This window comes from Psychrobacter sp. DAB_AL32B, assembly GCF_002224105.1.
Taxonomy (GTDB): domain Bacteria; phylum Pseudomonadota; class Gammaproteobacteria; order Pseudomonadales; family Moraxellaceae; genus Psychrobacter.
This window is the reverse complement of the sequence record NZ_NEXU01000057.1, coordinates 20,654-44,912: the sequence shown is the minus strand read 5'-3', so window position 1 is coordinate 44,912 and position 24,259 is coordinate 20,654. Positions and strand designations below refer to the sequence as shown.

19 protein-coding genes, 1 pseudogene and 2 riboswitches are annotated in these 24,259 nt (G+C 42.3%); of the genes and pseudogenes, 8 read left to right on the top strand and 12 right to left on the bottom strand.

What is annotated here, in order from left to right:
* Positions 1-12: 12 nt before the first annotated feature.
* From CAN34_RS06660 to gcvT, 3 genes are all read right to left on the bottom strand, one after another.
* On the bottom strand, positions 13-771 hold the full coding sequence (locus tag CAN34_RS06660) for a nitroreductase family protein (protein ID WP_171996324.1): 759 nt from the start codon (positions 769-771) through the stop codon (positions 13-15).
* A gap of 328 nt (positions 772-1,099) precedes the next feature.
* Entirely contained in the window at positions 1,100-1,480 is a 381-nt protein-coding gene (gene gcvH / locus CAN34_RS06655; protein ID WP_079691323.1) for a glycine cleavage system protein GcvH, read from the bottom strand.
* A 69-nt stretch (positions 1,481-1,549) separates the two neighbouring features.
* Complete coding sequence (gcvT, locus tag CAN34_RS06650; protein WP_089554987.1) at positions 1,550-2,752, bottom strand: glycine cleavage system aminomethyltransferase GcvT; 1,203 nt, start codon at positions 2,750-2,752, stop codon at positions 1,550-1,552.
* A gap of 170 nt (positions 2,753-2,922) precedes the next feature.
* A riboswitch (glycine riboswitch) is annotated at positions 2,923-3,061 on the bottom strand.
* A 56-nt stretch (positions 3,062-3,117) separates the two neighbouring features.
* Positions 3,118-3,255, bottom strand: a riboswitch (glycine riboswitch).
* A 237-nt stretch (positions 3,256-3,492) separates the two neighbouring features.
* Between gcvT and CAN34_RS06645 the strand changes: the two genes are divergently transcribed.
* The 4 genes from CAN34_RS06645 to CAN34_RS06630 all read left to right on the top strand — a co-directional run bounded on the left by CAN34_RS06645 (position 3,493) and on the right by CAN34_RS06630 (position 7,169).
* Positions 3,493-3,813 carry a YcgL domain-containing protein gene (locus CAN34_RS06645; RefSeq protein ID WP_079691325.1) on the top strand — a complete coding sequence of 107 codons (321 nt, stop codon included), beginning with the start codon at positions 3,493-3,495 and terminating at the stop codon, positions 3,811-3,813.
* A gap of 237 nt (positions 3,814-4,050) precedes the next feature.
* Entirely contained in the window at positions 4,051-4,656 is a 606-nt protein-coding gene (locus CAN34_RS06640; RefSeq protein ID WP_079691326.1) for a hypothetical protein, read from the top strand.
* Positions 4,657-4,956: 300 nt separating this feature from the next.
* The gene (locus tag CAN34_RS06635; RefSeq protein ID WP_079691327.1) at positions 4,957-5,820 is read left to right on the top strand and encodes a MoxR family ATPase; all 864 of its coding nucleotides are present in this window, start codon (positions 4,957-4,959) and stop codon (positions 5,818-5,820) included.
* A 125-nt stretch (positions 5,821-5,945) separates the two neighbouring features.
* Entirely contained in the window at positions 5,946-7,169 is a 1,224-nt protein-coding gene (locus CAN34_RS06630) for a VWA domain-containing protein (protein WP_089554986.1), read from the top strand.
* 77 nt (positions 7,170-7,246) lie between these two features.
* On the opposite strand, the gene CAN34_RS06625 is transcribed toward CAN34_RS06630, so the two are convergent.
* From CAN34_RS06625 to CAN34_RS06600, 6 genes are all read right to left on the bottom strand, one after another.
* Positions 7,247-8,017, bottom strand: coding sequence for a phosphodiester glycosidase family protein (locus CAN34_RS06625; protein WP_254423115.1), 771 nt, complete (start codon positions 8,015-8,017; stop codon positions 7,247-7,249).
* 110 nt (positions 8,018-8,127) lie between these two features.
* The gene (locus CAN34_RS06620) at positions 8,128-9,930 is read right to left on the bottom strand and encodes an FMN-binding glutamate synthase family protein (protein WP_079693037.1); all 1,803 of its coding nucleotides are present in this window, start codon (positions 9,928-9,930) and stop codon (positions 8,128-8,130) included.
* A gap of 215 nt (positions 9,931-10,145) precedes the next feature.
* Positions 10,146-11,249, bottom strand: a complete 1,104-nt coding sequence (rtcA, locus tag CAN34_RS06615) for an RNA 3'-terminal phosphate cyclase (protein WP_089554984.1) — start codon at positions 11,247-11,249, stop codon at positions 10,146-10,148.
* Between the two features lie 598 nt (positions 11,250-11,847).
* Positions 11,848-12,306 (bottom strand): DIP1984 family protein, encoded by a 459-nt coding sequence (locus CAN34_RS06610; protein ID WP_089554983.1) that lies wholly within the window; start codon positions 12,304-12,306, stop codon positions 11,848-11,850.
* Between the two features lie 46 nt (positions 12,307-12,352).
* Entirely contained in the window at positions 12,353-13,054 is a 702-nt protein-coding gene (locus CAN34_RS06605; protein ID WP_089554982.1) for a DUF4145 domain-containing protein, read from the bottom strand.
* Between the two features lie 66 nt (positions 13,055-13,120).
* Complete coding sequence (locus CAN34_RS06600; protein ID WP_089554981.1) at positions 13,121-14,353, bottom strand: RtcB family protein; 1,233 nt, start codon at positions 14,351-14,353, stop codon at positions 13,121-13,123.
* Between the two features lie 1,084 nt (positions 14,354-15,437).
* Between CAN34_RS06600 and rtcR the strand changes: the two genes are divergently transcribed.
* Positions 15,438-17,165, top strand: coding sequence for an RNA repair transcriptional activator RtcR (gene rtcR / locus CAN34_RS06590; RefSeq protein WP_089554979.1), 1,728 nt, complete (start codon positions 15,438-15,440; stop codon positions 17,163-17,165).
* A gap of 50 nt (positions 17,166-17,215) precedes the next feature.
* On the opposite strand, the gene CAN34_RS06585 is transcribed toward rtcR, so the two are convergent.
* Positions 17,216-17,812 (bottom strand): hypothetical protein, encoded by a 597-nt coding sequence (locus tag CAN34_RS06585; RefSeq protein WP_123891909.1) that lies wholly within the window; start codon positions 17,810-17,812, stop codon positions 17,216-17,218.
* A gap of 193 nt (positions 17,813-18,005) precedes the next feature.
* Between CAN34_RS06585 and CAN34_RS06580 the strand changes: the two genes are divergently transcribed.
* The 3 genes from CAN34_RS06580 (at position 18,006) to CAN34_RS06570 (ending at position 21,642) form a co-directional block, all read left to right on the top strand.
* Positions 18,006-18,398: a hypothetical protein gene (locus CAN34_RS06580; RefSeq protein ID WP_089554977.1), complete on the top strand. Its 393-nt coding sequence runs from the start codon at positions 18,006-18,008 to the stop codon at positions 18,396-18,398.
* A 124-nt stretch (positions 18,399-18,522) separates the two neighbouring features.
* Complete coding sequence (locus CAN34_RS06575) at positions 18,523-19,725, top strand: acyl-CoA dehydrogenase (RefSeq protein WP_089554976.1); 1,203 nt, start codon at positions 18,523-18,525, stop codon at positions 19,723-19,725.
* A 414-nt stretch (positions 19,726-20,139) separates the two neighbouring features.
* Positions 20,140-21,642, top strand: a complete 1,503-nt coding sequence (locus CAN34_RS06570; protein ID WP_089554994.1) for an NAD-dependent succinate-semialdehyde dehydrogenase — start codon at positions 20,140-20,142, stop codon at positions 21,640-21,642.
* A gap of 428 nt (positions 21,643-22,070) precedes the next feature.
* Here CAN34_RS06570 and CAN34_RS06565 read toward each other — a convergent pair.
* Both CAN34_RS06565 and CAN34_RS06560 read right to left on the bottom strand, forming a co-directional pair.
* Positions 22,071-23,192 (bottom strand): annotated as a pseudogene (locus CAN34_RS06565) (glycosyltransferase); the annotation flags it as partial.
* A gap of 162 nt (positions 23,193-23,354) precedes the next feature.
* Entirely contained in the window at positions 23,355-24,239 is an 885-nt protein-coding gene (locus tag CAN34_RS06560) for a TIGR03915 family putative DNA repair protein (protein WP_089554975.1), read from the bottom strand.
* Positions 24,240-24,259 lie beyond the last annotated feature (20 nt).

The following is a 24,259-nucleotide window of genomic DNA, read 5'->3' as shown; positions in this document are numbered from 1 at the left end:
TCCGTTTATTAATTATACGTAGTGCACAAATTGATTTTGCTCAAAGCGAAACTGGGTATTGTAGACGCCATTGTCCGCACGCTCGCCAGCCCCAATCATCATAACAATATGATGCTCGTCGCTTAACTTTAACAAGCGCTTCATGGCAGGTTCATCGAAGCCGCCCATCGGACAGCTATCAAAGCCATGCGCTCGTAGTGCCAACATCAAGTTTTCGGCAGCTAAAGAGGTGTTATTGGTTGCCCAGTTTTTTGTATCTTCAAAGGTATAGTAAGGCGATTTGATCGGACCTTTTACACGCCTAACCACTTGAGTTGCACCCCATTTAGCGGCTGATAGCATATTGGCTGGCCCACGCAAAAAGTCCATGGCAACGACTTTGGTGTAGTAGTCTTTGACTTTTTTTGGAACCGGTGTATCAGGATATTCACGTAGAATCTGCTTAGCATGGTCATGCCAAACGTCAGTACGAGCAACGACAGCGATTAAGCGCGCTGATGTTTTTGCCGCATTTTGATTCATGCAGTTTTTGACCGCGCGTTTGCGATTATCAGCATCATCGATAACATAAAACTCCCATGGCTGTAGATTGCTAGAGTTCGGCGCTAGCATAGCCAGACGCAGACAGTCTGCTAATACATCGTCAGGTATTGGCGTGTCCGTAAAACGGCGTACTGAACGGCGCGACTCTACTATGTCGCGAAACGCTTGTAGCTGCGGGGTATGATTAGGCGTAGCGAGGCTGTCTTTACTATGAGTGTTGGGGTTCATATTAGGATCCATGCTGGGGATTGAGTAATCAACTTGAGTCATTATCGATTGCACATCTTTAAGATAAACTGACAAGTGATTAATACGAATAAACGAGATAGCGATTGGAAGTAATAAATTGGCCGATTCAGCGCTTTTAACGAGTAGGCACTTTTAAATAGCAAGAGCCTTTAATTAGCAAAAATCTTTCATTAGTAAAAGCTTTTAAATAAGTAAAAAGTACAGATACCAGCTGACGCTAGTATCTATAATAAGGAGTCGTATTTTTTCTAGATAAAACTGAGACTTAAATCAAACCTCGCTTTTATATGAGTAAGTAAAGCTAATATTACAGCTCGCTTTCGTACTCATCAGCAGACAGTAATGCTTCGTAGTCAGCCATATTGTCAGGCTTCATTCTAAAGAACCAACCTTCACCGTATGGGTCAGAGTTGATGATCTCTGGATCATCTTCTAGTGCTTCGTTAATCGCAACGACTTCACCTGAGATAGGCGCATAAACGTCAGAGGCCGCTTTTACTGATTCAACCACTGAGATTTCGTCATCAACTGCGATGATGTCACCCACGTCTGGCAATTCTACAAATACCACATCACCCAATAGCTCTTGCGCATGGTCAGTGATACCAACAGTAATAGTACCGTCGTCTTCTAAGCGTAACCACTCGTGGCTGGCGATGTATTTTAGTTCTGCTGGGATGTTACTCATGGTCTCTCTCCTAAGTGATAGAGGTTACTTAATAAAAATAGTAGAAGCTAATAATAGAATTTATGACGCCTATGAGTCAAACTGCTGTTTGCCATTACGAACAAACGGTAGCTTAAGAACGCGTACATCGACGAATTTACCTTTGCCGCGCAGATCAATTTGCACATTATCATCGTCTGCTAGGGTAGCAGGAACACGGGCGATGGCGATAGAGTTTTTGAGGCTAGGGGAGAAGGTGCCACTAGTAATGATACCTTTTTGCTCTTTATCAGTGCCTTGATTGATGGTCACTTCCATGCCTTCACGTAATACGCCACGGCTGGTCATTAATAGGCCAACTTGCTTCATGGCAGTATTGTCATCTTTTGACTGTTTGCGTTTATTAACAAGTGCCTCACGACCAATAAAGTCACGCTCGTCTTTTAACGCAAGTGTCCAACCCATGTTTGATTCATAAGGGCTGATACCTTCATCCATGTCATGACCATAAAGGTTCATGCCAGCTTCCATACGCAAGGTATCACGAGCGCCAAGACCAGCAGGTTTAACGCCATTGGCTTTTAATTGCTCAAAGAACGCTGGAGCATCATCGCCATGCATGATGACTTCGAGGCCATCTTCACCGGTATAACCGGTACGGGCGACGAACCAATCTGCGCCTTCGATATCCGTTAAGTCGGCACCAACAAAAGGCTTAATCGCTGTTAAAGTATCAGTCCAGCTAGGTTTAACTTGTGCCAGTTTTTCAACCGCATTTGGTCCTTGAACGGCAAGCATAGCAAGCTCTGTGCGCTCAGTTAACGCAACATCAAATTCTTTAGCAGTTTTTTCAAAATGCGCCATATCTTTATCACGCGTTCCAGCATTTGATACGATACGGTATGCCGTTTCTTCGCTATTCGATAAGTAAACGATTAAGTCATCAATGATGCCGCCTTGCTCATTAAGCATAGGGGAATATAGGGCTTTACCAACTGTTTTTAGTTTATCAACATCATTAGCGAGCAGCTTTTGTAGCCACGCTTTGGCCTCACTGCCTTTCACATCAACAATAACCATATGTGAGACATCAAACATACCGGCATCGCTACGAACGGCTTCGTGTTCTTCGATTTGTGAGCCGTAATGAATAGGCAATTCCCAGCCAGAAAAGTCCACCAGTTTGCCAGCACTATCAACGTGAGACTGGTAAAGGGGCGTGCGCTGAGGAGCTTGGCTATGGGTATCTTGAGTAGTGGTATCTTGAGCAGTGATATCTTGAGTAGCGGTCATAACAAATCCTTAAGTGTACATCAGTCGTACTCGATGAAAAGTATCATAGCTGATGCACATTATCATAGTAGCGAGAAGCAATATCGCATGGCGCGAATATCACATCAAAGGGTGGTACAGAAAAAATACAAAGCAATTCACCAAACAAACGCTGAACGTCGGTTTAGGTAAAAGCCCTATCTGTCCTGTAACCTGAGATTTTCAACACGACCCATCATTGTCTGTTTTTAAAAAGCTAATGATGTCGCGTTTTCTCCCCTTCGGTGGGTAAGGCGTCGTCCGTCCTTACCGCTCTCCAGATTTGTTATGCCTAAGGTTTAGAGTGCAATACGCCTATCAGCGCGATACAGATAAACCGTTGTGACATGTGTTTTTCAGTCCTTTTACCTGAGCGATTGGCAGGGTGGATGCGCCTTCGGTGGTCATATAGCGGCTGTCAGCTCATGCTCATTGATCTGAGCGTAACTAATTTGATGCTAAAGACTCTCTCCTGAAAAACGCTTTTATTATGGAAGGTTCACAGCTTTTTTACAAGTCATCAAAGGTATTAAAGTGAATAATTTTGGCAAAAATCACTTTTTATCAGGATAATTCGCCAAACCTTATAGGATGTGAACGTTTTTATGTCTATTGTAGCGCATAGCTTTTAAAGCGATTTACCATATCAAAACGTAAAGCGACTAATGATGTTTGCTTGAAATATGCTAACCTATGACGATAGTTTCTGATAGGTTGTTCTTATGCATTGCGATATTTATAAATTCTCCAAACATGATGATATGTATGTCTATGTTGCGCGTCCTGATTATCCTAACGATACCGACGAGATTAAGGATTGGCTGGGTGTCCTACCGAAAGACTTTCGTGCCAGCTTAGGTCGTAGCAAGTTTGTCATGCATTTAGATTTGGCAGCCACGCCAACCCTTGCTCGTGTCGACAAAGCAGAAGTATTGGCAAAATTACAGTCGCAAGGGTATTTCGTGCAGATGCCACCACAAGATGTCATGCGCCGCCAAGCAGAGTTGCGTGCACGCGAAGCCCAAGACAATATTTATGATTAGCAAATGCTCTAAAAAAGGCTTTAAGAAGGTTCAAAATGAAAGCTTTAAATTCGTTTTATTAAATTCTATTTCTTAGTTCTCTTTCTTAATTTGCTTTTTTAAAAATAGTAGATAGACATATATGAAACATTTAGTGTCATTCATTTTGGTGAATAGTCGTGATAAACTAGGCACTGATTAACATGGTTACTATCATCAATATCCCGCATTATTGACAAACGCAGGTAATAAAAACGCATGGACTGGTTAAAAAATCTCTTACATAGCTTACCGCTAGAAGCCATTAGTGACATTCTTGGTGAGATTGCTATTTGGTGGGGGCAGTTGGTAAAAGACGTTCCGGCAGCAGACTTACCGATGTATGCGTATCTTGGCGGTGTCATTATCGTATTGGTACTTTGGGTGCTGGTTGCTCGGGTATTACCACGGCCATTGGGTGGTATGAGCTGGATGATATTGTTTGCCGTTTTGCTCGCTCCAGGGACTGCACTTGGCGACCCCAGTGTGATTGCACCGGCCAGTATCAGTGTTGTTTATGCCATTATGATGAAAGACACGGCTGGCGCGATTGCGAACTTATTACCCATATTAGTCGTGCTGGTGGTGGGCTTGTTTGTTGGCTTTGTTTGGCAGCTCATTCGCGGAGCATTTGAATCGAGTTTAGACAAAGCCCGTCGGCATACCTCTGAGGATACCCAAGCTAATATGCAGCTGGCGTCCGGTAACTATATGGCAACAGAGTCTGACGCGTCAGTGCCAGTAGTAAATTCTGAGACAGAGATTAGTCTAAAAAAAGATAATAAGCTGCTTAAAAAAGTGTCTAAAGATGCTGACCAGCCTTAATACTTTTAGTTTTTAATATATATTACTTCTAACTTTAGCTTCATCATGATTTTCTTATGATCTTAAAAGACACCGTGTGTGTCTTTTTTTATGTGAGATGGTTTGCTCTTTACTGGTTAACTTGAGTAATTGAGCGCATTCAAAAATATGTAAGAGTTGTTAGTATCTGCGAACGCATGAGTATTTTGGCAATCAACAATGCTGTGCTAGTCTAAATGATTATTTATCATTCATCGATTGCTTATAACCCTTTTATTACGCTTAAATCCTTTAACGTATAACAATAACTGAGACTTGATTATGACCACAGCGGATAAAACGAAGAAAAAATTTACTGGCACGCAAAGCTATATTGCCACCGATGATTTACAGCTGGCAGTCAACGCAGCGATGACGTTACAAAAGCCATTGCTGATCAAAGGTGAGCCGGGTACCGGTAAGACTTTACTGGCAGAAGAAGTTGCCGAAAGTTTAGGTATGCCACTGATTACATGGCATATCAAATCGACTACTAAAGCAGAGCAAGGGCTGTATGAATACGATGCGGTATCGCGTCTGCGTGATTCGCAAATGGGTGATGATAAGGTGTATGAGATTGGCAACTATATCAAGCCGGGTAAATTGTGGGATGCCTTTACCAGTAAAGAGCGTAGCGTACTATTGATTGATGAGATTGATAAAGCGGACATTGAATTCCCAAATGATCTGCTACACGAACTTGATAAGATGTCTTTTTATGTTTATGAGACCGGTGAGACCATCACCGCTGAGCAACGCCCAGTAGTAATTATCACTTCAAACAATGAAAAAGAGCTACCGGATGCATTTTTACGTCGTTGCTTCTTCCATTATATTGATTTCCCAGAAGAAGAAACCATGCGCCAAATCATTGAAGTGCATTTTCCTAATATTCAAGAAAAGCTGGTCAATGATGCGCTTGATATCTTTTATAAGCTACGTAATATTCAAGGGCTCAAAAAGCCACCATCAACCTCAGAATTGGTCGATTGGTTAACGCTATTACTTGCCGATGATATGGCACAAGCAGAATTAGAGGAAAACTTGCGCGGTGAAAAATCTATTCCGCCGTTATATGGTGCTTTGCTTAAAAACGAAGCTGATGTGAGCCTGCTCCAGCGCTTTGCCAATATTATGCGTCGTTAAGTATGATTCGCCGTTAAGCATTGTTATTTACAATGAGGTCATGATCTGAGCTTTTAATGGACATGACCAAGCTCATACACAGGTCCAAATCGTAACCATATCAGCCAATAAGTGATGCATATCTTATGTTTATCAAACTATTCTATACCTTGCGTACTTACGGCGTGCCTGTCAGTACGCGTGAGCTGCTTGATCTAAATGCCGCGCTTGAGCAAGGGTTGATGATGCAGCCACATCCTGAAGATGCAAAATTATCTACCTTTGCCAGCCGTGAAGACATGTACCGGCTGATTCGGCTATGCATGGTCAAAGACGAGCGCCATTTTGATAAATTTGATCGGGCGATGGCAGATTATTTTGAGGGCGTTGATAGTCTCGATATGGATGAGCTGTTGGCTAAGCTAACGGATATTCCTAAAGAGTGGTTAGATTTAAAATTAGATCCCAAAAATCTGACCGATGAGCAGCGTCGATTGCTTAAAAAGTACGGCTCACTTGAAGAGTTGATGAAAGCATTAGAAGAACGCCTCAAGGAGCAAAAAGAGCGTCATCAGGGCGGTAGTAAGTGGGTCGGCACAGGTGGCACATCGCCATTTGGTGCTTATGGCGATCATCCAGAAGGCGTACGTGTTGGTGGCGAATCGCGTAAACGCAGCGCAGCCAAAGTTTGGGAGCAGCGTAAATACCGCAACCTTGATGACGACAGTCAGCTTGGTACCCGTCAAATTCAGATGGCATTGCGCAATCTGCGCCAGTTTGCGCGTACAGGTAGCGCTGATGAGCTTGATATTCATGAAACCATTAAACGCACTGCCAAAAAAGGCGTGCTTGATATTCATATGCAGGCTGAGCGCCGTAACCGCGTCAAGGTGCTGATGCTGTTCGATGTCGGCGGTAGTATGGATATCCATGTCGAAGCGTTAGAAAGGCTATTTTCTGCAGCCAAAAATGAGTTTAAGACCTTAGAGTTCTTTTATTTTCATAATTGTTTGTATGATTATGTGTGGAAAGACAATGACCGTCGCCATAGCGCACCGATGCCAACCTTTGAGCTGCTTAATAAATATGGACGAGAGTATCGTGTCATATTCGTTGGTGATGCGTCGATGTCGCCTTATGAGCTGATGACGGTCGGCGGCAGTGTAGAGTATATGAATAATGAAGCAGGTATTGTCTGGTTAAAAAGGGTATTAGCACATTTTGATAAAGTGGCTTGGCTCAATCCTGAGAATCCTGCCTATTGGCAATATACCCAAACCATCGTTGAGATTAAAAAGTTATTCGATAATAAAATGTATCCGATGACGTTGCATGGAGTCGAAGAGATGACCAACTATATGGCACGGTAGTAACGGTTTTGAGCATTATTTGGCTCATTTCAGTAATAAATCACTTAATAAGAAGTAGCCGTTATAATTCATAACGGCTACTTCTTAGTTTCAATGAGCCCAATGATAACACCCATCTCTTTTTTATCGTGTTTATCGATGCTGGGCGCATACAACGCTGAAGCGATACCACCATCCAAAAACAGCGCATTTGGACACTTTAGATCGTCTTTGAACAGCGCTGCAAATTGATAAAATGTCACAGGCTCCTCACTATTAACAAACCGCATGCTGCCATCACTGCAAACGCCTGCGCCGTTACGAAGCTTGGTTGATGTGCTATTAGGGTTAAACTGCGGATGAATCTCATTATTAATAACCAGCATAGGGCCCGATTGAGTGGCATACCAAGGTTGGGCTTGACCATTTTTTAGCTGCTCTTCTAAGGTGTTGCTTTCGGTGATTTGCACTGTACCAGTCTTATCCCACCACATCACACCATTAGGCAATAAGTGAAAGTTGCCACCACCTTCTTTAAGGTTTAACGCACGTACCTCTTTACCTTTGATAACGGTATAGCCGATAGGCGCGTAATTCTCGTTGTACATGCCAGCGTTCATGGCAAAATTCAGCGTTTGTTCTGCTGGCAAAGTCGTTAATAAGTTATCAAAAGACAGTAACGGCTGAGTACTATTAGCTTGCTGCCAAAATAGCTGTAGTGAATAACGTTCGCCAGCTAATACTTCAGATTGAACATAACAAACACTATAAGCAAACGGCGATTTCTGTGACTGACACGACCAGTCAGTCGCACCAGGGGCAGTGCTATGGGTGTCCGTTGGCTGGCAAGCACTTATACTAAATGCCATAAGTGCTGCTGCTAGTATGGTGTGAGATCTAGTAAAAATGGAGCTTGGCATCAATGACGTATCTTTTATCATGTGGACAGAGTTTGTCTATCTTAACTACTTAATAGTGCTTAGTCGCTTGTAGGTGGAAAGTCGCGAAAAGTGTTGTTAACGTTACCGATTAACCGCCCACCGCCAGTGATATTCACAAAACTCCCAAGACCCTGATCTGTTGTCGCACTGGTTTCTTTACCTTTATCACGCGAGTCTTGATTATAAGCAATTAAGGCATCGTTATTGGCTAAGAAGCTATCAGCATTTGCCATCACCCACATTTGATTAAACACGTCCGCGCGCGCGCTATTATTGAGCAGCGCGCCCTTATCGGTAAAATAGAAGAATTTAGACAATAGCTTAATCTGCCCGTCATCCAAACGGCGCGCGATATGATAAGGCTGCAATTGACTCGGATGTTGCAGACCAACCGCACCTACGATGCTGGCAAGTGATTTGAGCGTGTTCTTATGGAAGCTTGCGACACGATCCGCTTTGCTGGGCACATCGAGTGCTTTTTGACGATAAGGGTCTTGCGTTGCAACGCCTGTCGGGCAAGTATTGGTATGACATGAGCGCGATTGAATACAACCTACGGCAAACATAAAGCCACGTGCTGAGTTACACCAGTCTGCGCCCAATGCGATCAGACGTGCAATATCGAAGCCGGAGACGATTTTACCGCTGACGCCGAGCTTAATTTTGTCACGGATACCGGCACCGACTAAAGTATTGTGTACTAATAAGAAACCATCGACCATTGGCATGCCGACGTTATCCATAAACTCTACCGGTGCTGCACCTGTACCGCCTTCAGCACCGTCAATGACGATAAAGTCAGGATAGTTGTCGGCTTCAATCATGGCTTTAACAATCGCCATAAATTGCCACGGCTGACCAATACAAAGCTTAAAGCCAACCGGTTTACCTTCTGACAGTTCACGTAGTTGTTGCCAAAATGCGACCAGCTCACGTGGATTACTAAAAGCTGAGTGTGAAGAGGGCGATACGCAATCTTGTCCCATTGGCACTTGGCGGGTATCAGCGATTTCTTGGGTAATTTTTTCTGCAGGCAGCACGCCACCTTGTCCGGGTTTCGCACCTTGTGATAGTTTTATTTCTATCATTTTAACTTGTGGGTCGACGGCTTTTTCAGCAAAGGATTGTGGATCAAAATTGCCATGGTCATCGCGGCAACCAAAATAACCCGTGCCCAGCTCCCAAATCAAGTCGCCACCGAACTTACGATGATAAGGACTGATAGCTCCTTCACCAGTATCATGGGTAAAGCCGCCCATCTTTGCGCCTTGATTGAGCGCCATAATGGCATTGGCTGATAAACTGCCAAAGCTCATCGCTGAGATATTAAACACTGACATATCATGCGGCTGCTGACAACGCTCGCCGCCAACAATAATACGAAAATCTTTATTTTTTAACGGTTCGCTAATTGCTGATTGTAAAAACCACTCTTTGCCATGAGCATATAAATTATCAAGCGTACCAAAAGCATTGGTATCGCTGACATTTTTGGCACGTTGATAGACCAAGGCGCGCTGCTGACGCGAAAACGGCACTTGTTCTTTATCATCTTCAAGTAAATACTGACGAATCTCAGGACGAAAATCCTCCAGTACATAGCGGATATGCCCTGCGATCGGGTAGTTGCTTAATATAGAGTGTTTTGATTGCAGCAAATCATAAATACCTATAGCGACCCCAATACCGCCAATCACAATCAGCCACCAATTAAATAATAGTACGCCCGCTAAGAACAGTAATATAGCAGCGCCAAAGGTGCTATAGCGCAGCAATACACCGGTCAAATAAGGAGAGTTATGGTCAGGTTTGGGATTTAGATTGGTACGAGATTGGGGCATAGCAACGCTCAACAATAAGACATGAAAGTTAAAAAACGCGCTAATTACTAGTAAGAGATAAAAGCAATATACCCCAATCATCGATACAGATGGTTTGGAAGTAAGCTAGCTTTATCTTAACTTATAATTAACGCGCACATTATACGCTTATGATATCACTGCATCGGTGTAATTGGGTAACAGTGTGCTAACTCGATTTCTGCAGCCCACTCGTTTTAAGCCATAATCTTGACTATTGTTCTATCGTTATCAATAATGTCAAAGGTAATTTTAACCGGTAAGAACTGTTCTATTAACCAAGCTTGAGTCTCGGTATGCTGACTGATGACGCGCGCGGTAAACTCACCGCCGCCGGATAAAGCTAAAGGAAGCAGCAACTGATCGGTTAGATACTCGTCGACTAATGCATCGGTTTTAAACAAGTAACGCTTCACCAGTCCTGCTAAGCGATTGCCTATCTTTTCAGCCGAAGTGCGCTTTTCTCCGAGCAAAGTAAACATCTCTTGGTGATTTTGTTCATGATTGTGGGTTGCAGCAACTTTATGAGTTACTTTCGCGTAGCAAGTATTGCCTTCTCCAATACCAATCAGTTTATTACATCTTGTGGTAATAAGTGTTTCGTCGATTCCAGATTCAACCAATAGCGCTTTCGCGCTGGCAAGTTCACGTTGGCAAATGTCGTACTCTAAATTCAGCACACTGGCAACCAACTCTATGCTGATAAGCTCACCGCGTTCCATTAGTTTAAACGGTAACCTATCAGCACGGCGCAAAAACGGCGCTATCGTTGCTTTAATAGTGCCACCCCCAACGGGCGCAAAGCCTGCTTGCAGACATTCAATATCTACTTGCATAGCCAGCTTAGTAAGCGCAGGAATAAACGCATGTTGTAAAAAATCCGTAGTTGGCGCCAATGGATTGTGAGTGCCGCCTTTAATCGTTACGGTTGAAGCAGTTTTGCTATCGGTATTAGCAAACAGCAGGGCAGGGAGCAAGGTTTGGAGCACAAGACTAGTACTACCAGCCGAGCCGATATCAAAAATATAATCGCCTGAGTTAATCGTATTGGGCGTAAAGCTAAATGCCGTACTACCTAAATGTGCGCCTAACACGCTGGCAGCTGATATCGCTTGTGACGCTTGCACGCACATTAAATGTTGACGCATCAATCCAGGTTTGGCACGTCCAGCCCGAATATTAACTATCTCAATTGGGGTGCCGGTTAACATAGATAAAGACAATGCGGTACGGATAATTTGTCCACCGCCTTCGCCAGTGTTGCCATCGATTTTGAGAGGTTTGGTTTTTGATATTGGCATGATGTGAGACTTTCTTATTTTTTGGGATGCTTTTAGAGTTTTTTGATGACATTCATCGCGTAAGGGTAGTTGAATAGGTTTTATAAAAATATAAATAGTAGAGAGCAATAAAAATAAAATTGAAACCTGAGAGCCGTTAAGACAAGAGCACTGCTAACTGCGAGCACAGCTCTTGTCTTACGTTGGGCAAAGCAGTGCTTCGCTTATTCCTCCTGAAGGCTTGCAAGGAAAATATCTACAGGCACAGCCTTCCGTCTTGCGCTGCGGACAACTGTCTCCCAGACAGTTGTTACTCCTTGCTCATAAATAGAATTTTCAAAGGTATTCTGATTAACTAAATAAATTGAAACCGACTGTCAGTGTCTGGTGGTAAGGTTTAAATAGTACTTTGTGACCAGTGACGTGTACGGGGCATGAGGTGTAAAAAAGGCGTCTGCCCGCAACGCGTAGTCGACACTACAGTATATTTTCAACCCCCTGCTGTGTAAGTTTGGGGTCTGACACTCGCCCAGCCGGCCCCAAAGGGGTCGTCTATGCGCTTATATTCAGCACGTAGAAAACTCTAAAATATGTGGTTTAACATTGTTATTTAAGCAAATCATTCAACCAAATCAATCTGCCAGTTATTGGCTTGAATAACAATATTAATTTTGCGTAATTTCATCGCGATGTCATCAGCTTGCTTTTGTAATCCTGCAACCGAGACTATGATATTCCATTTAATCTCACGATGGCTATAGCGATCAGCTTCAGTATCAGTGGCTTCAATTGCCTCAATCAATAACTTATGGCGCATCTCTAAGGTATCACGCTCAACCAATAGTGTCAGCATCGATTGACCTTTATCCGTCTTAGCAATGGCATTGGTACGGTGAATGCGTTCGATCAATGCGAATAATTCGCTAATAATTTGGCTGGCATCGATCATCAGCTCATTAGGGTCTTCGCTTGGCGTATCGCCTTCTTGGACTTTGACATTACTGCGAATTCGTCCTTTGAGCTGGGCAAGCTTCTTTTGCATATCGCTGCGGATAAGTAGGGCTTCTGCGAGTTTCATTCTGATTTCCTTTTAGAGATTAAAGTTTTTAACCTTATTCATCCTTTTAAATTATTTGTTGGTCTGGAGCAATGGAGCCACTTTTCGTTTTTCGCTGGACATCTTTATCTTGTCCAAGTTGTTTAATTTTCTCTAAACGTTGTTGGCGTTCATATCGACTAACGTACCATTCTTCGATAAGCATTTCTATCAAACCAATAAGCAAGCCTGCTTCATTTTCATCTACTTCGACAATTTGATTAATATCCTTCTCCATATGAGCACCAATATTGCCTATTTTTCTGACTACATCAATAGCTTCCCAAGTATCTGGCTCTACTTTGTCTCTAATAGACTCTATTTCTTGAAAAAGGTTTTGAGGTTTTATTATCCAAAAGTCTCTTATCATTCCTTGCAAACAACGTCGAGCTAACGTTGCTGATGCTTTAGAACTCAAATTTAAAATTAGACATGCCTCTTTATAATCTTCTTTTATAGCTTCAGGAATATAGTTAGGTAAGGGTTTAGCCGCTGATTGAGGTCTCAACTTCCATAATTCAAGTAATTTAAAAGTACTTGAATGCCTTAAAATTGCTTTAATCGTATATTCTCCACACGTAGGGTTCGGGCATGTAATTGACTCAACTTGAAAATTTAGAGTTTGTTTATGTTTGTTTCCATCAAAAAAGCTATAGTCAGTGCCAGAAATATTCTCATCAGTGATAGTTGCATGGTGGTAACAATAAGGGCATTGCCAAGATTTATTCATTATATTTCCCTCAATTTTTTTAGTTCGAAAAAGTATATATTATTTTTTTGGTTAGATTACTGTGTCTCAACCCTTAACACAAACCACCTGACGCAGCGTATGCACAACTTCCACCAAGTCACTTTGCGCATTCATCACATCATCAATATTTTTATAAGCTGCTGGAATTTCATCAATCACTTCGGCATCTTTACGACATTCAACCCCTTCGGTTTGCGCAATTTGATCGGCGACCGTAAATATTTTTTTCGCCTCAGTCCGTGACATCACACGTCCAGCGCCATGCGAGCAAGAGCAAAACGATTCCTCATTACCTTTACCACGCACAATAAAGGACTTTGCGCCCATTGAGCCAGGAATGATACCGTATTCACCAACGCGAGCACGTACTGCACCTTTGCGAGTGACAAATATTTCTTCGCCGTAATGCTCTTCTTTTGCCACATAGTTATGATGACAGTTTACCGCTTTGACCTTGGCATCAAAGGGCTTAGTGATGATTTGACGCAGCGCCTTAATCGCTTTTTCCATCATGATTTCACGGTTTTTAAAGGCGAATCGCTGCGCCCAACCCACTGCAAACCAATAGTCATCAAAATGCTCTGTACCTTCGGCAAAGTAAGCCAAGTCCTTATCAGGCAAGTTAATAAACCACTTGCGCATATCTTCACGTGCCAGCTCGATAAAGTAGCGACCAATAGCATTACCGACACCGCGCGAACCTGAATGCAGCATAATCCACACTTGATTGGTCTCATCCAAGCAGACTTCTACAAAGTGATTGCCCGTCCCTAGCGTTCCCAAATGATTAAGATTATTGGTGTTTTTAAGCTTAGGATGCTTTTGGGCTATATAGTTAAAATCATCGACTAACGTTCCCCAACCATCCATTACGCTATTATCAGGATTTGACCAGGCACCAACATCACGACGTGAACCGCGTCCACGAGTTTTACTACGACCATGCGGAATGGCTTTTTCAAGTTCAGTACGCAAACCCAGCAAGTTATCGGGTAAATCATCAGCGGTCAGAGTAGTTTGCACTGCCATCATACCGCAACCGATATCGACACCGACCGCTGCTGGAATAATGGCTTCTTTGGTCGGTAGCACCGTACCGATAGTCGCGCCAATACCAACATGCACATCAGGCATTACCGCAAGCCATTTATAAATAAACGGCATTTGCGAAGCTTTGATAAGTTGGTCATGAGCTTTTGGGTCAACAGGTACGCCTTTTGTCCAAAGTCTGATAGGAGTTCCACCGTCCTGAATAATATTATGAGTGGTTGGTTGCATAGCACTTTCCTTAGATTTAAAAATATCATTTATTATTGAATAAGCTGTACTTTATATAATGCGAAGGCTGTGCCAAGTTTTAAAATTGTATCTAATATTTATATTAAGTATTTGATATTTATAGCAAAAAAATAAATGCGCAACATATTATAAATGCTTTAGATATATGCGTAAGTGAGTGGTAATATAAATAATTCTACATTTATAGAATTATTTATATTTAACTAGTAGGAGTTGTGCTAAATGATTTGTACACTAATGATCGTTCTTACAGAAAGCGAAAAATTAATAAATGATAAATCTAGCTAGAGTACTAAAATCGCTACTGGCACCTATCCAACTGCTAATCAGTAAGCTATCGATAAGCACACGAATGATTATCACATGTATATTGGGTTCGGTTGCCGTACTGACTATGCGTAGTGGGCTCTTTAATATTTCACACGTATTTTTATTTTTCATGACATTGGCAGTTGTGCTGACTATAGAGTTGTCAAATCGAATGATAAAAATAGGTACCCTTATGAGTTTCTTATTTGGGATGCTATTAGTAGGTTTATACCCTTATTCAGTCTTGGGGTCTACAGTATATATCTTGATAGTCATAGCAATAATTACTTGGGCATTCATTATAGGTTGTGCTAAGTATGCATTATCTAGACCAGAGACATATTTCAACTATTTTAATAATACTATTCTGTGGGTATTGATATTTACAGTATCGTGGCTGACGAAATCGATGGTAATAGTCAATGTAACAATAACGGTGACCGTTATTGTAAAAATATTTCAACTACTGCTGCCTGATAATTGGACAGACAAACATGCTAAAGCTTATGCATTTAGCATATTACTACCAAGTATATTGACTGTTAGTTTTTCAGTATATTCTCATTATGCATCTCAAAATATTGATTTAGACGGTGGTTATAATAAGGTTGTCGAGCAAGTGATGATAAATACAGTCGAATAAAAGTTTGGAACCGAAAGGATACCCGCTGCTTAAAAGCATTGCATAAACATATAAAATGGAAAAGTTAATTTACTTATCAGTGTTTACTTTGCGAATAAAAAAGAGATAACCATGCTTAATAACAACCAGTTAAACAAAAACGTGGCTAACAAAACTGCCGTCATCGGCTTCCTCGGCACCACTTTAGACAATGGCTTTAACGATAAGCGTTGGCAACGCTGGCGGCCTACGGTGAGTTTAGGTTTGCATGATGAGCTGCTGGTTGATGAGCTGCATATTTTATATAGCACCCGTGACAAGCGTCTATTTAAGATTATCAAAGATGATGTGGCACAGGTCAGCCCGCAGACACAAGTTATTGGTCATCATGTCTCGTTATCTAGTCCGTGGGATTTTGCCGATGTCTATGCCGAACTGTATGATTTCGCGGCAGCGTTTGAGTTTCGGGATAATACTGATTATTTGCTGCATTTGACTACGGGTACGCATGTCGCGCAGATTTGCTGGTTTTTATTGGTTGAGGCAGGATTTATTCCTGCTGATTTACTGCAAACTTCTCCTTGTTCGAGACCTGACCAAGCTGATCCGCAAGGTCGCTATCAAGTAATAGATTTAGATGTCTCGCGTTATGATGGTTTACGCGCACGCTTTGAGGCGGAAAAGCAGCAGCATTGGCAAACCTTGCAAGCCAATCTCGTCACTCAAAACGCTGCTTATCAACAGCTCATCTCCGATATCGAAAAGGTCGCTACGCGCTCGACCGCACCAATATTATTGATGGGCGCAACAGGGGCAGGCAAGTCGCAATTGGCAAGCCAAATCTACGCCCTGAAAAAGATAAAATCTGACAGTACGACACAAGCTAAATATGCTTTGGATAAGTTCGTCGAGGTCAATTGTGCCACTTTGCGTGGTGACACGGCAATGAGTGTGCTGTTTGGTCATGTCAAAGGCGCATTTACGGGTGCAGCGAGCAATCGTGATGGCCTACTTAAATCAGCGGATAACGGTTTATTATTCTTAGATGAAATTGGTGAATTGGGACTGGATGAGCAAGCAATGTTATTAACGGCACTAGAGGAGCAGCGCTTTTATCCGCTGGGTAGTGATGCGCCGATTAACGTCTCGTTTCAACTAATGGCAGGAACCAATAAAGACTTGCGGCAAGCGGTTGCCAATAGCGAGTTTCGTGCGGACTTATTTGCACGGCTCAACACATGGACATTTTTTTTGCCATCACTTAAAGATAGACTAGAGGATTTACCTGCCAATATCGATTATGAGCTGGCACGTTTGGGTAGCGAGCAACAGCAGCAATATCGCTTTACTGTAGAAGCACGGCAGCTGTATGAATCCTTTGCCATGAGTGCTGATGCGACATGGCAAGGCAACTTTCGCGATTTGACCGCCAGTATGATTCGGCTGACTACGCTTGCTGAAAGTAAAGCTATTAGAGTGGAGGATGTGCAAGCGGAGATTGAGCGGTTAAAAGAGTTATGGTTACTACCAATAAGTAATATTCTACAGTCACAAAATAGCCTAAGTGGAAATGAGCCTAAACCCGCTTTAAATAGGGAAATGGCAGAACAGGGTAGCCATACTGTTTTAAGTCAGTATCTTGATGAACGAACCCTCATTACTATTGATCCTTTTGATGCGGTGCAATTGGCGTATGTGATTGAGGTTTGTATCCAACATAAGAACCAAGCAACGGCTGGGCGCTATCTGTATGCTAATTCAAGAGATAAGCTAAAAAGTCCGAATGACAGTGATAGGTTGCGTAAGTATCTGATGAAGTTCGGGCTTAAGTTTGATGAGTTGGGTAAAAATACCTTATAAATTACATAAAAATGCTGTCATGATCACCTATCTAAATCTATCGTAGCTATTTAAGCACAACCTTCCCATAACCTCAACGCTGATTCAAGACCAATACTAATACTAGTCACGATACCATTATCAACTTGATATTTAGTGCCTAAAATTTGACCATTATCTTCATACCAATAGTAAATGATAATATTTTCGTTAGGATTGCCGTAAGGACTGTATTCGACCTCAGGTGATTGACCGTCATGCTTAGCATAGAGCTGATCAAGGCTATCACCAGTCGTAACACCATAGGCCGATGAAATATCTTTGCTCCACGTGCTTATTTCAACTACCGTATTATCGATAATCATGTAGTCGGCAGCAGGATGAGAGGGGATTTGTGCGCCGAAGCAGTTGCCCAAAGTTTCAGTGTTTTGCGTTAATATCTGCGGGTCAAAGGTAGCACCGATCTTTATATTATCAAGGCTATTGGTAGTAAAAGAGCCAGAGGGCGAGATATCGGTAGCCATGCGCTCATCGACTTTGACCTCACTAGTATTATCAACGTCGTTATCGCTAACGGTATCCGTTGTTGGTGTGCAAGCTGTTAAACCTAGTAATAACACGGTGAGCAGAGGAATTATTCGGTATGGGCTTGTGTATAAAGTCGGCATAAGCATTCCTATTCCTTAAAATCATAGCTTTTGACTATCGGTTTGTCGTGACTAAAGTCAATTTTACATGGGATAAAATTATATCCTTTCCTATTTAACTTGTTTTAGGTATCTTTCATCATACACATATAGTTAAGTGTTTCCACAATAACGAATACTACTTTAATGAAATAGAAAGTTAAGTGAGTTAGATGTGCAGCACCTCAAAGCAAGCGTTTGTTTTATTTTAATCGTCTTACTGACGGCTTGTTATCCACTGTCCGAATCAAAGCAAACAGTTGGCTTAGTCGACAACCAATCGACTCTGCTAGGTATCACCGAGAGGGCGGCATTTGAATTATTACTAATGGCTTTAAAGCAAACGAAGGTTGCAGGTCTTGATTGCTTACAGTTTCGCTCAGAGACTTATGATGACACCATAGCGACAACTTGGGAGTTTGCCGCTATTGAAATTCATGATGAAATCTGCGGTGGCGATCCTTACGTTGGTCATGTTCGTAATCGCTATAAGGTTAATGCCAATGGTTCGATAATGATCTATGATCCTAGAGAAGGTGAATATGAACCGTTTAAAGATTTACAGTAGCGCTGCGTTCTGTTGAAATAGTTTTGCGGCTCAAAACGTAACTTAGCATGGCGAAGCAGGTTTTTAAAAGATCGACATCTTATTAATATTTAACCAATTGCACAGCATAGCCAAGGAAATTACTATGTCAGCTCTTAACATTTTACATACTACGTCTAGCCCTAGCTTTGACTGGGAAGATCCTTTCTTATTGCGCGATCAATTAACTGAAGAAGAAGGCATAGTCAGCGACAGCGCACAGCAATTTTGTCAAAAAGAGCTCATGCCCGGTATCGTACAAGCCAACCGCCATGAGCACTTTGATCGCAATATTATGCGCCAAATGGGTGAGATGGGCTTGCTTGGCATGACCATTGAAGGTTATGGCTGCGCAGGATTGTCTCATGTTGCTTACGGTCTAGTTGCTAAGGAAATAGAAGCTGTGGATTCAGGCTACCGTTCAGCGATGAGTGTGCAGTCAAGCTTGGTCATGCATCCAATTTGGGCGTATGGCACTGAAGAGCAGAAAGAAAAATATCTCCCTAAACTTGCCACTGGCGAATATGTCGGCTGCTTTGGTTTGACCGAGCCAGATTCAGGATCAGATCCTGCTTCGATGTTGACGCGTGCACGCGCAGTTGCTGGAGGTTATGAGCTAACTGGTAATAAGATGTGGATTACCAATAGTCCGATTGCTGATGTGTTTGTTATTTGGGCAAAAGATGACGAAGGTAAAATACGAGGTTTTGTCTTAGAAAAAGGTATGAAAGGCTTATCAGCGCCGAAAATTGAGGGCAAGTTCTCATTGCGTGCCTCAGTCACTGGTGAGATTGTGATGGATAAAGTGTTCGTCCCTGAAGCCAATGCTTTCCCAGATATCCGTGGTCTCAAAGGCCCGTTTGGTTGTTTAAATAAGGCCCGTTACGGCATCGCATGGGGTTCGATGGGCGCAGCTGAATTCTGCTGGAAAGCTGCCCGTCAGTATACGCTTGACCGCATTCAGTTTGACCGTCCATTAGCAGCAACCCAGTTAGTACAGTTAAAACTTGCCAATATGCAAACAGAGATTACCCTTGGTTTACAAGCGGCGCTACGTGTTGGACGCTTGATGGATGATAACAAAGCGACGCCTGAGATGATTTCTCTGATTAAGCGTAATAACTGCGGAAAGGCGCTAGAGATTGCTCGTGTTGCCCGTGATATGCATGGTGGTAATGGTATTTCTGATGAATATCATGTCATTCGCCATGTCATGAATTTAGAAGCGGTTAATACTTATGAAGGGACGCACGATATCCATGCGCTAATCTTAGGTCGTGCCCAAACGGGTATCCAAGCATTTTCATAGTCTTTAGGTCGAGTTTATCTGGGTCATAACCAGCAGTTATAGTCGATTCATTTTAAAAACGATACAGTGCTATTGGCTATAAATTTTTTGCAGCCTCTGTCACGCCTGCGAACAGCAAGCAAGAAAAAATGATAGCAATAGCACGTTCTCACAATCGTATCGCTTTTATTTTGAACTGACTATACGTGCATAAGTTAAGTAGAAAGATAAAGATAAAAGGAGTTCTTCTTAAAGACATTGTCAGAATGTCATAATAGTAACGCTTAACTTAGAATGGTGATAGAAGTGTTAGTGAGGGTTGCGAATGGCATCTTATCATTTTATCATTCTTATAATGATGATTATCATTGATAACTGTTTTACTAATAACTATAAATAAGCGCAACGCCAAGGAGCGTTACTATGCAAAAAAATATGTCCAAAGCTACGTCAAAAACCACGCCAAAAAATACGTTAAAGCTATCAAACCCAGATTTACTCAAACAACAATGCTTCATTAAAGACGGCTGGCATGATGCCAGTGACATCAATAATAACAGTGCCACTATTGATGTTACCAATCCTTTTAATGGTGACATTATCGGTACTATTCCAAGCCTGACTAAGCAAGATGTTAATGATGCCGTCACGTATTCTCATCAAGCGCAAGTAACATGGGCGGCAAAAACGCCTCAAGAACGTGCAGAGCTGCTGCAAAAATGGGCGGATCTTATCGATGAGAATCAAGAAGATTTAGCGATTATCATGACCGCTGAGCAAGGTAAACCATTGACCGAGTCGCGTGGTGAGATTGGCTATGCTAATAGCTTTATTCGCTGGTTTGCAGAAGAAGGTAAGCGTGTCTACGGCGATGTCATTCCTGCCACCAAGTCACAGCTGCGTTATGTCGTCTTAAAACAGCCAGTGGGTGTCTGCGCTGCGATTACCCCATGGAACTTTCCAGCTGCGATGATTACTCGCAAAGCTGCGCCTGCACTAGCAGCGGGCTGTACGATTATCATTAAGCCTGCCACTGAAACGCCATTTTCTGCTTTAGCATTAGGTGTATTAGCAGAGCAAGCAGGCATTCCAGCGGGTGTCATCCAAGTGGTCACCGGTAAATCATCAGTCATTGGTAAAATTCTAACCGGTGATGCTCGTATCCAAAAACTATCGTTTACCGGCTCTACAGAAGTAGGTCGTACCTTAATGACACAATGTGCACCGACAATTAAAAAACTGTCGTTAGAGCTTGGTGGAAACGCCCCGTTTATTGTATTTGATGACGCTAACTTGGAAAAGGCGGCTGATGGTTTGATTGCTTCCAAATATCGCAATGCTGGTCAAACATGTGTCTGCGCTAACCGCGTCTATGTTCAAGACAGCATTAAAGATAAGTTCTTAGATATTTTTGTCAAAAAAGTGAAGGAACTTAAAGTCGGCAATGGCATGGACGACGGCGTCGATATAGGACCGCTCATCAATAAAGACGGCCTAGAAAAGGTTCAAGCGCTATTAAAAGACGCGCTAGATAAAGGCGCAAAAATTATCACTGGTGGCGATAAGAATGACGCCTCAGCACTCAGTTTTAATCCGACCGTCATTACTGACCTGAATGCTGACATGGACATTGCCAGCGAAGAAATTTTTGGTCCTATCGCAACGATATTTACTTTCTCAAGCGAAGAAGAAGTTATTCGTGCTGCCAATGACACCATTTATGGACTTGCCGCTTACTTCTATAGCAGTGATTTTGCACGCTCGTGGCGGGTGACAGAAGGTCTTGAATATGGCATGGTTGGTCACAATACGGGTTTGATTTCTACTGAAGTGGCGCCGTTTGGTGGCGTTAAACAGTCGGGATTCGGTCGTGAAGGTTCGAAATACGGTATCGAAGAGTATGTCGTGACTAAATACTGGTGTTCTGATATTAGCTAGGATGGTTTACCATAAAAGTGACCATTCCTTTTAGTAAAGGAATGGTCACTTTGGAGCGGGCATTCATCAGATAATGATAGCGGGCGACCTTATGGAAGCTCGCTATTTGAAAGTTCCTCATCATGCTTTTTATCTTTTAGCACTAAAGAGTCAGGATTTTTCGGTGGTGCTTTTTTAAGGTCGGCATCTTCAGTAGCGACAATTTTAGGATTCAAAGGTTTCGTTACTAGCGTGCGCTCAGGTTTGTCACTGACTTTATAATCAGTACCTTTATTAATAGTTTTCCTTTTACTCAGAACAATGGGGGTAGTAGGCTGTTGAGTAACCAGACGCTCAGAGGGCTTATCAAAAGGTTTCATTGTTGGTTTAAGGCTTTTTTTAACTCTTCTTACGGCGGCCGCATCAGCTTGTGCCTGTCCTTCTGCTAGCGATTTTTCATACAGACTTTGGTACACAGCAAGGGTTTCTTCAATCATTTCACGCATAGTGAATTTATTGGTCATCTCAGGACGAGTGACGCTTTCTAACTGGTTTCTTACTGCTTTACAAAGCGCATTGGCATTGTATTTTTTCACTAAACCTTGCGGATAAAGCGGTTGTAAAATCTCGCTAAAGGCGGCTTGATCCCAGCCAATCACAGGCGTACCTAGATGAATGGCTTGCAGGGCATTAATACCGATTGATTCAGGCTCGTTAGCAAGTGCCAACACGATATTGGCTGCTGATAACCACTCGCGCATGTCATTACGTTTACTGCCTACATAGGTGATGCGTTCAGAAAATCCTAAAGTATTGCTGCGTTGGCGAAAGTCCTCATGGGCGACATCACCAGGTCGATAATCCTCATCCATAATAATGACGTGAATATTAGGGAAATCTGCTTCTAAATTACCCAAGATATCAATAAGCCATTCTTGTCCATATTCCTTGCCAATGATAGTGGGGAATACCAGCCATTTTTTGTTCTCAAGCTCAGGATATTCAGCAAATGTATACCTTAGCCAATATACAGATGGATTATGTCGATAAGGGTAACGGCGCGTATCAATACCGCGATAGATACGCTTAATCACTTTAGGATCAAGGTCTTCACGGCGCAGTCCTTTTTTAAGGTAATCGGTCACACTATCAGACACCGTAATGATGGTATCGACATCGAGCAATGCTTGTGAGTATTTATTGATAGGATAAAAACCATACATCGTCGAAACCAGCTTTGGTCGACGTTTCACACGCGCACGGCGCAGCGCTAAATGTAATATCCATGCAGGTGTGCGCGAATGCACATGAATAATATCAGGATCATATTTTTCGATGAGACGACGCAGCGGGGCGACCTGTAGCAATGACAGCCAAGACTTTTTATTCATATATAGCTGGTGATAGTGATTGCCATCACGCTTTAAACGTCTGACCAAATCATTATCTTCGTCAGCACTAGAGATAATGATCGAAGTATGCTCATTTTTGACCAATGCGCGTCCAAGATGAAAAATACCGCGCTCGGATTCATCATGCTTTAAAGACGATAGTAAGCGCATCACTTTCATATTGGCGTAGGTCACTGGTTGAGAAGATCAAGTTGCTATTGTCAGTTAAAAGTCGCTAAAACTCAACCATCAAGATAAAAAGATAAGGTTAGATAGTTGGTTTTTCTAAAGAGAGCTAGAAGAGAGTTATACATGAAGGCTTTAACTAAGCGCTTAAAACGATTAGCGATGTTTTTGTAGATGCTCGGCATTCGGCAATACTTGCTTTTCGCTTAGGTATTTCCAGTAACGCTGCGGCAGATATTGCTTGTGCAAACGTGGGTTTTTACGTTCCTTAATATTAACGTTGGTAAAATAACCTTGCCAAAAACGCTGATAACGCTGCTCATCTTCACTATGGATACTAGCAGGATTACGTAATACTGCATCGTCAAGGTTCGTAATAGTTTGCAATGCAGCAGGGTGCGAGGGTGTGCTTTGACTTTTGTTATAATAAATACCAAACCCGCGACTGATATCATAAATCGCCCAATGCTGATCTTGATAACGTTGGCGGAAATGCTCACCAATTAACGGTAATACATTGAAATCAGGTTCTACGCGGGCAAAGTAAATGTCATCAATCGTATGCTCAAAGCGCACAAACGCTTCCATACGGTGTTTTTCACGACCAACAGACTTGACCGTTTGTACCAGCTCTAATACATTGAGATTACCCAAATCATCCATAATAAGGCGATTAGGATAATCGATGGCATATTTGACCACATGAAATAAAGTAGTACCGATAGAGTCTTTTTCAGATAAAAATCCCCACAGTATGTTGCGCATACCTGAGCGACCTAAGAGTTCATTGAGCTTTATCAGCACGCGCTCAGCTTTGTTTTCATCAGTGACCACGCTAGTCGATTGAGAAATTAATGAGGGCACATAACAATCTTGTGCCGTTAATTGAAGTGCCTCATTGTCTTGAAGTTTGTGTGCGTAAACATAAAATACAGCACTCAGCCAACCTTCAAAACTTGGCTCGTAAAGCACAATGTTTGGTGTTAATTGACCTAGCTGATGAGTTTGATTTCCAGCAAGTTCTGACAGTGATAGCGACATTTTTTGTCCTAAGATAACTT

Coding starts and splice junctions, on each gene's coding strand:
- CAN34_RS06660 (WP_171996324.1), bottom strand. CDS start 771: ATGAACCCCAACACTCATAGTAAAGACAGCCTCGCTACGCCTAATCAT.
- gcvH (WP_079691323.1), bottom strand. CDS start 1,480: ATGAGTAACATCCCAGCAGAACTAAAATACATCGCCAGCCACGAGTGG.
- gcvT (WP_089554987.1), bottom strand. CDS start 2,752: ATGACCGCTACTCAAGATATCACTGCTCAAGATACCACTACTCAAGAT.
- CAN34_RS06645 (WP_079691325.1), top strand. CDS start 3,493: ATGCATTGCGATATTTATAAATTCTCCAAACATGATGATATGTATGTC.
- CAN34_RS06640 (WP_079691326.1), top strand. CDS start 4,051: ATGGACTGGTTAAAAAATCTCTTACATAGCTTACCGCTAGAAGCCATT.
- CAN34_RS06635 (WP_079691327.1), top strand. CDS start 4,957: ATGACCACAGCGGATAAAACGAAGAAAAAATTTACTGGCACGCAAAGC.
- CAN34_RS06630 (WP_089554986.1), top strand. CDS start 5,946: ATGTTTATCAAACTATTCTATACCTTGCGTACTTACGGCGTGCCTGTC.
- CAN34_RS06625 (WP_254423115.1), bottom strand. CDS start 8,017: ATGGCATTTAGTATAAGTGCTTGCCAGCCAACGGACACCCATAGCACT.
- CAN34_RS06620 (WP_079693037.1), bottom strand. CDS start 9,930: ATGCCCCAATCTCGTACCAATCTAAATCCCAAACCTGACCATAACTCT.
- rtcA (WP_089554984.1), bottom strand. CDS start 11,249: ATGCCAATATCAAAAACCAAACCTCTCAAAATCGATGGCAACACTGGC.
- CAN34_RS06610 (WP_089554983.1), bottom strand. CDS start 12,306: ATGAAACTCGCAGAAGCCCTACTTATCCGCAGCGATATGCAAAAGAAG.
- CAN34_RS06605 (WP_089554982.1), bottom strand. CDS start 13,054: ATGAATAAATCTTGGCAATGCCCTTATTGTTACCACCATGCAACTATC.
- CAN34_RS06600 (WP_089554981.1), bottom strand. CDS start 14,353: ATGCAACCAACCACTCATAATATTATTCAGGACGGTGGAACTCCTATC.
- rtcR (WP_089554979.1), top strand. CDS start 15,438: ATGCTTAATAACAACCAGTTAAACAAAAACGTGGCTAACAAAACTGCC.
- CAN34_RS06585 (WP_123891909.1), bottom strand. CDS start 17,812: ATGCCGACTTTATACACAAGCCCATACCGAATAATTCCTCTGCTCACC.
- CAN34_RS06575 (WP_089554976.1), top strand. CDS start 18,523: ATGTCAGCTCTTAACATTTTACATACTACGTCTAGCCCTAGCTTTGAC.
- CAN34_RS06570 (WP_089554994.1), top strand. CDS start 20,140: ATGTCCAAAGCTACGTCAAAAACCACGCCAAAAAATACGTTAAAGCTA.
- CAN34_RS06560 (WP_089554975.1), bottom strand. CDS start 24,239: ATGTCGCTATCACTGTCAGAACTTGCTGGAAATCAAACTCATCAGCTA.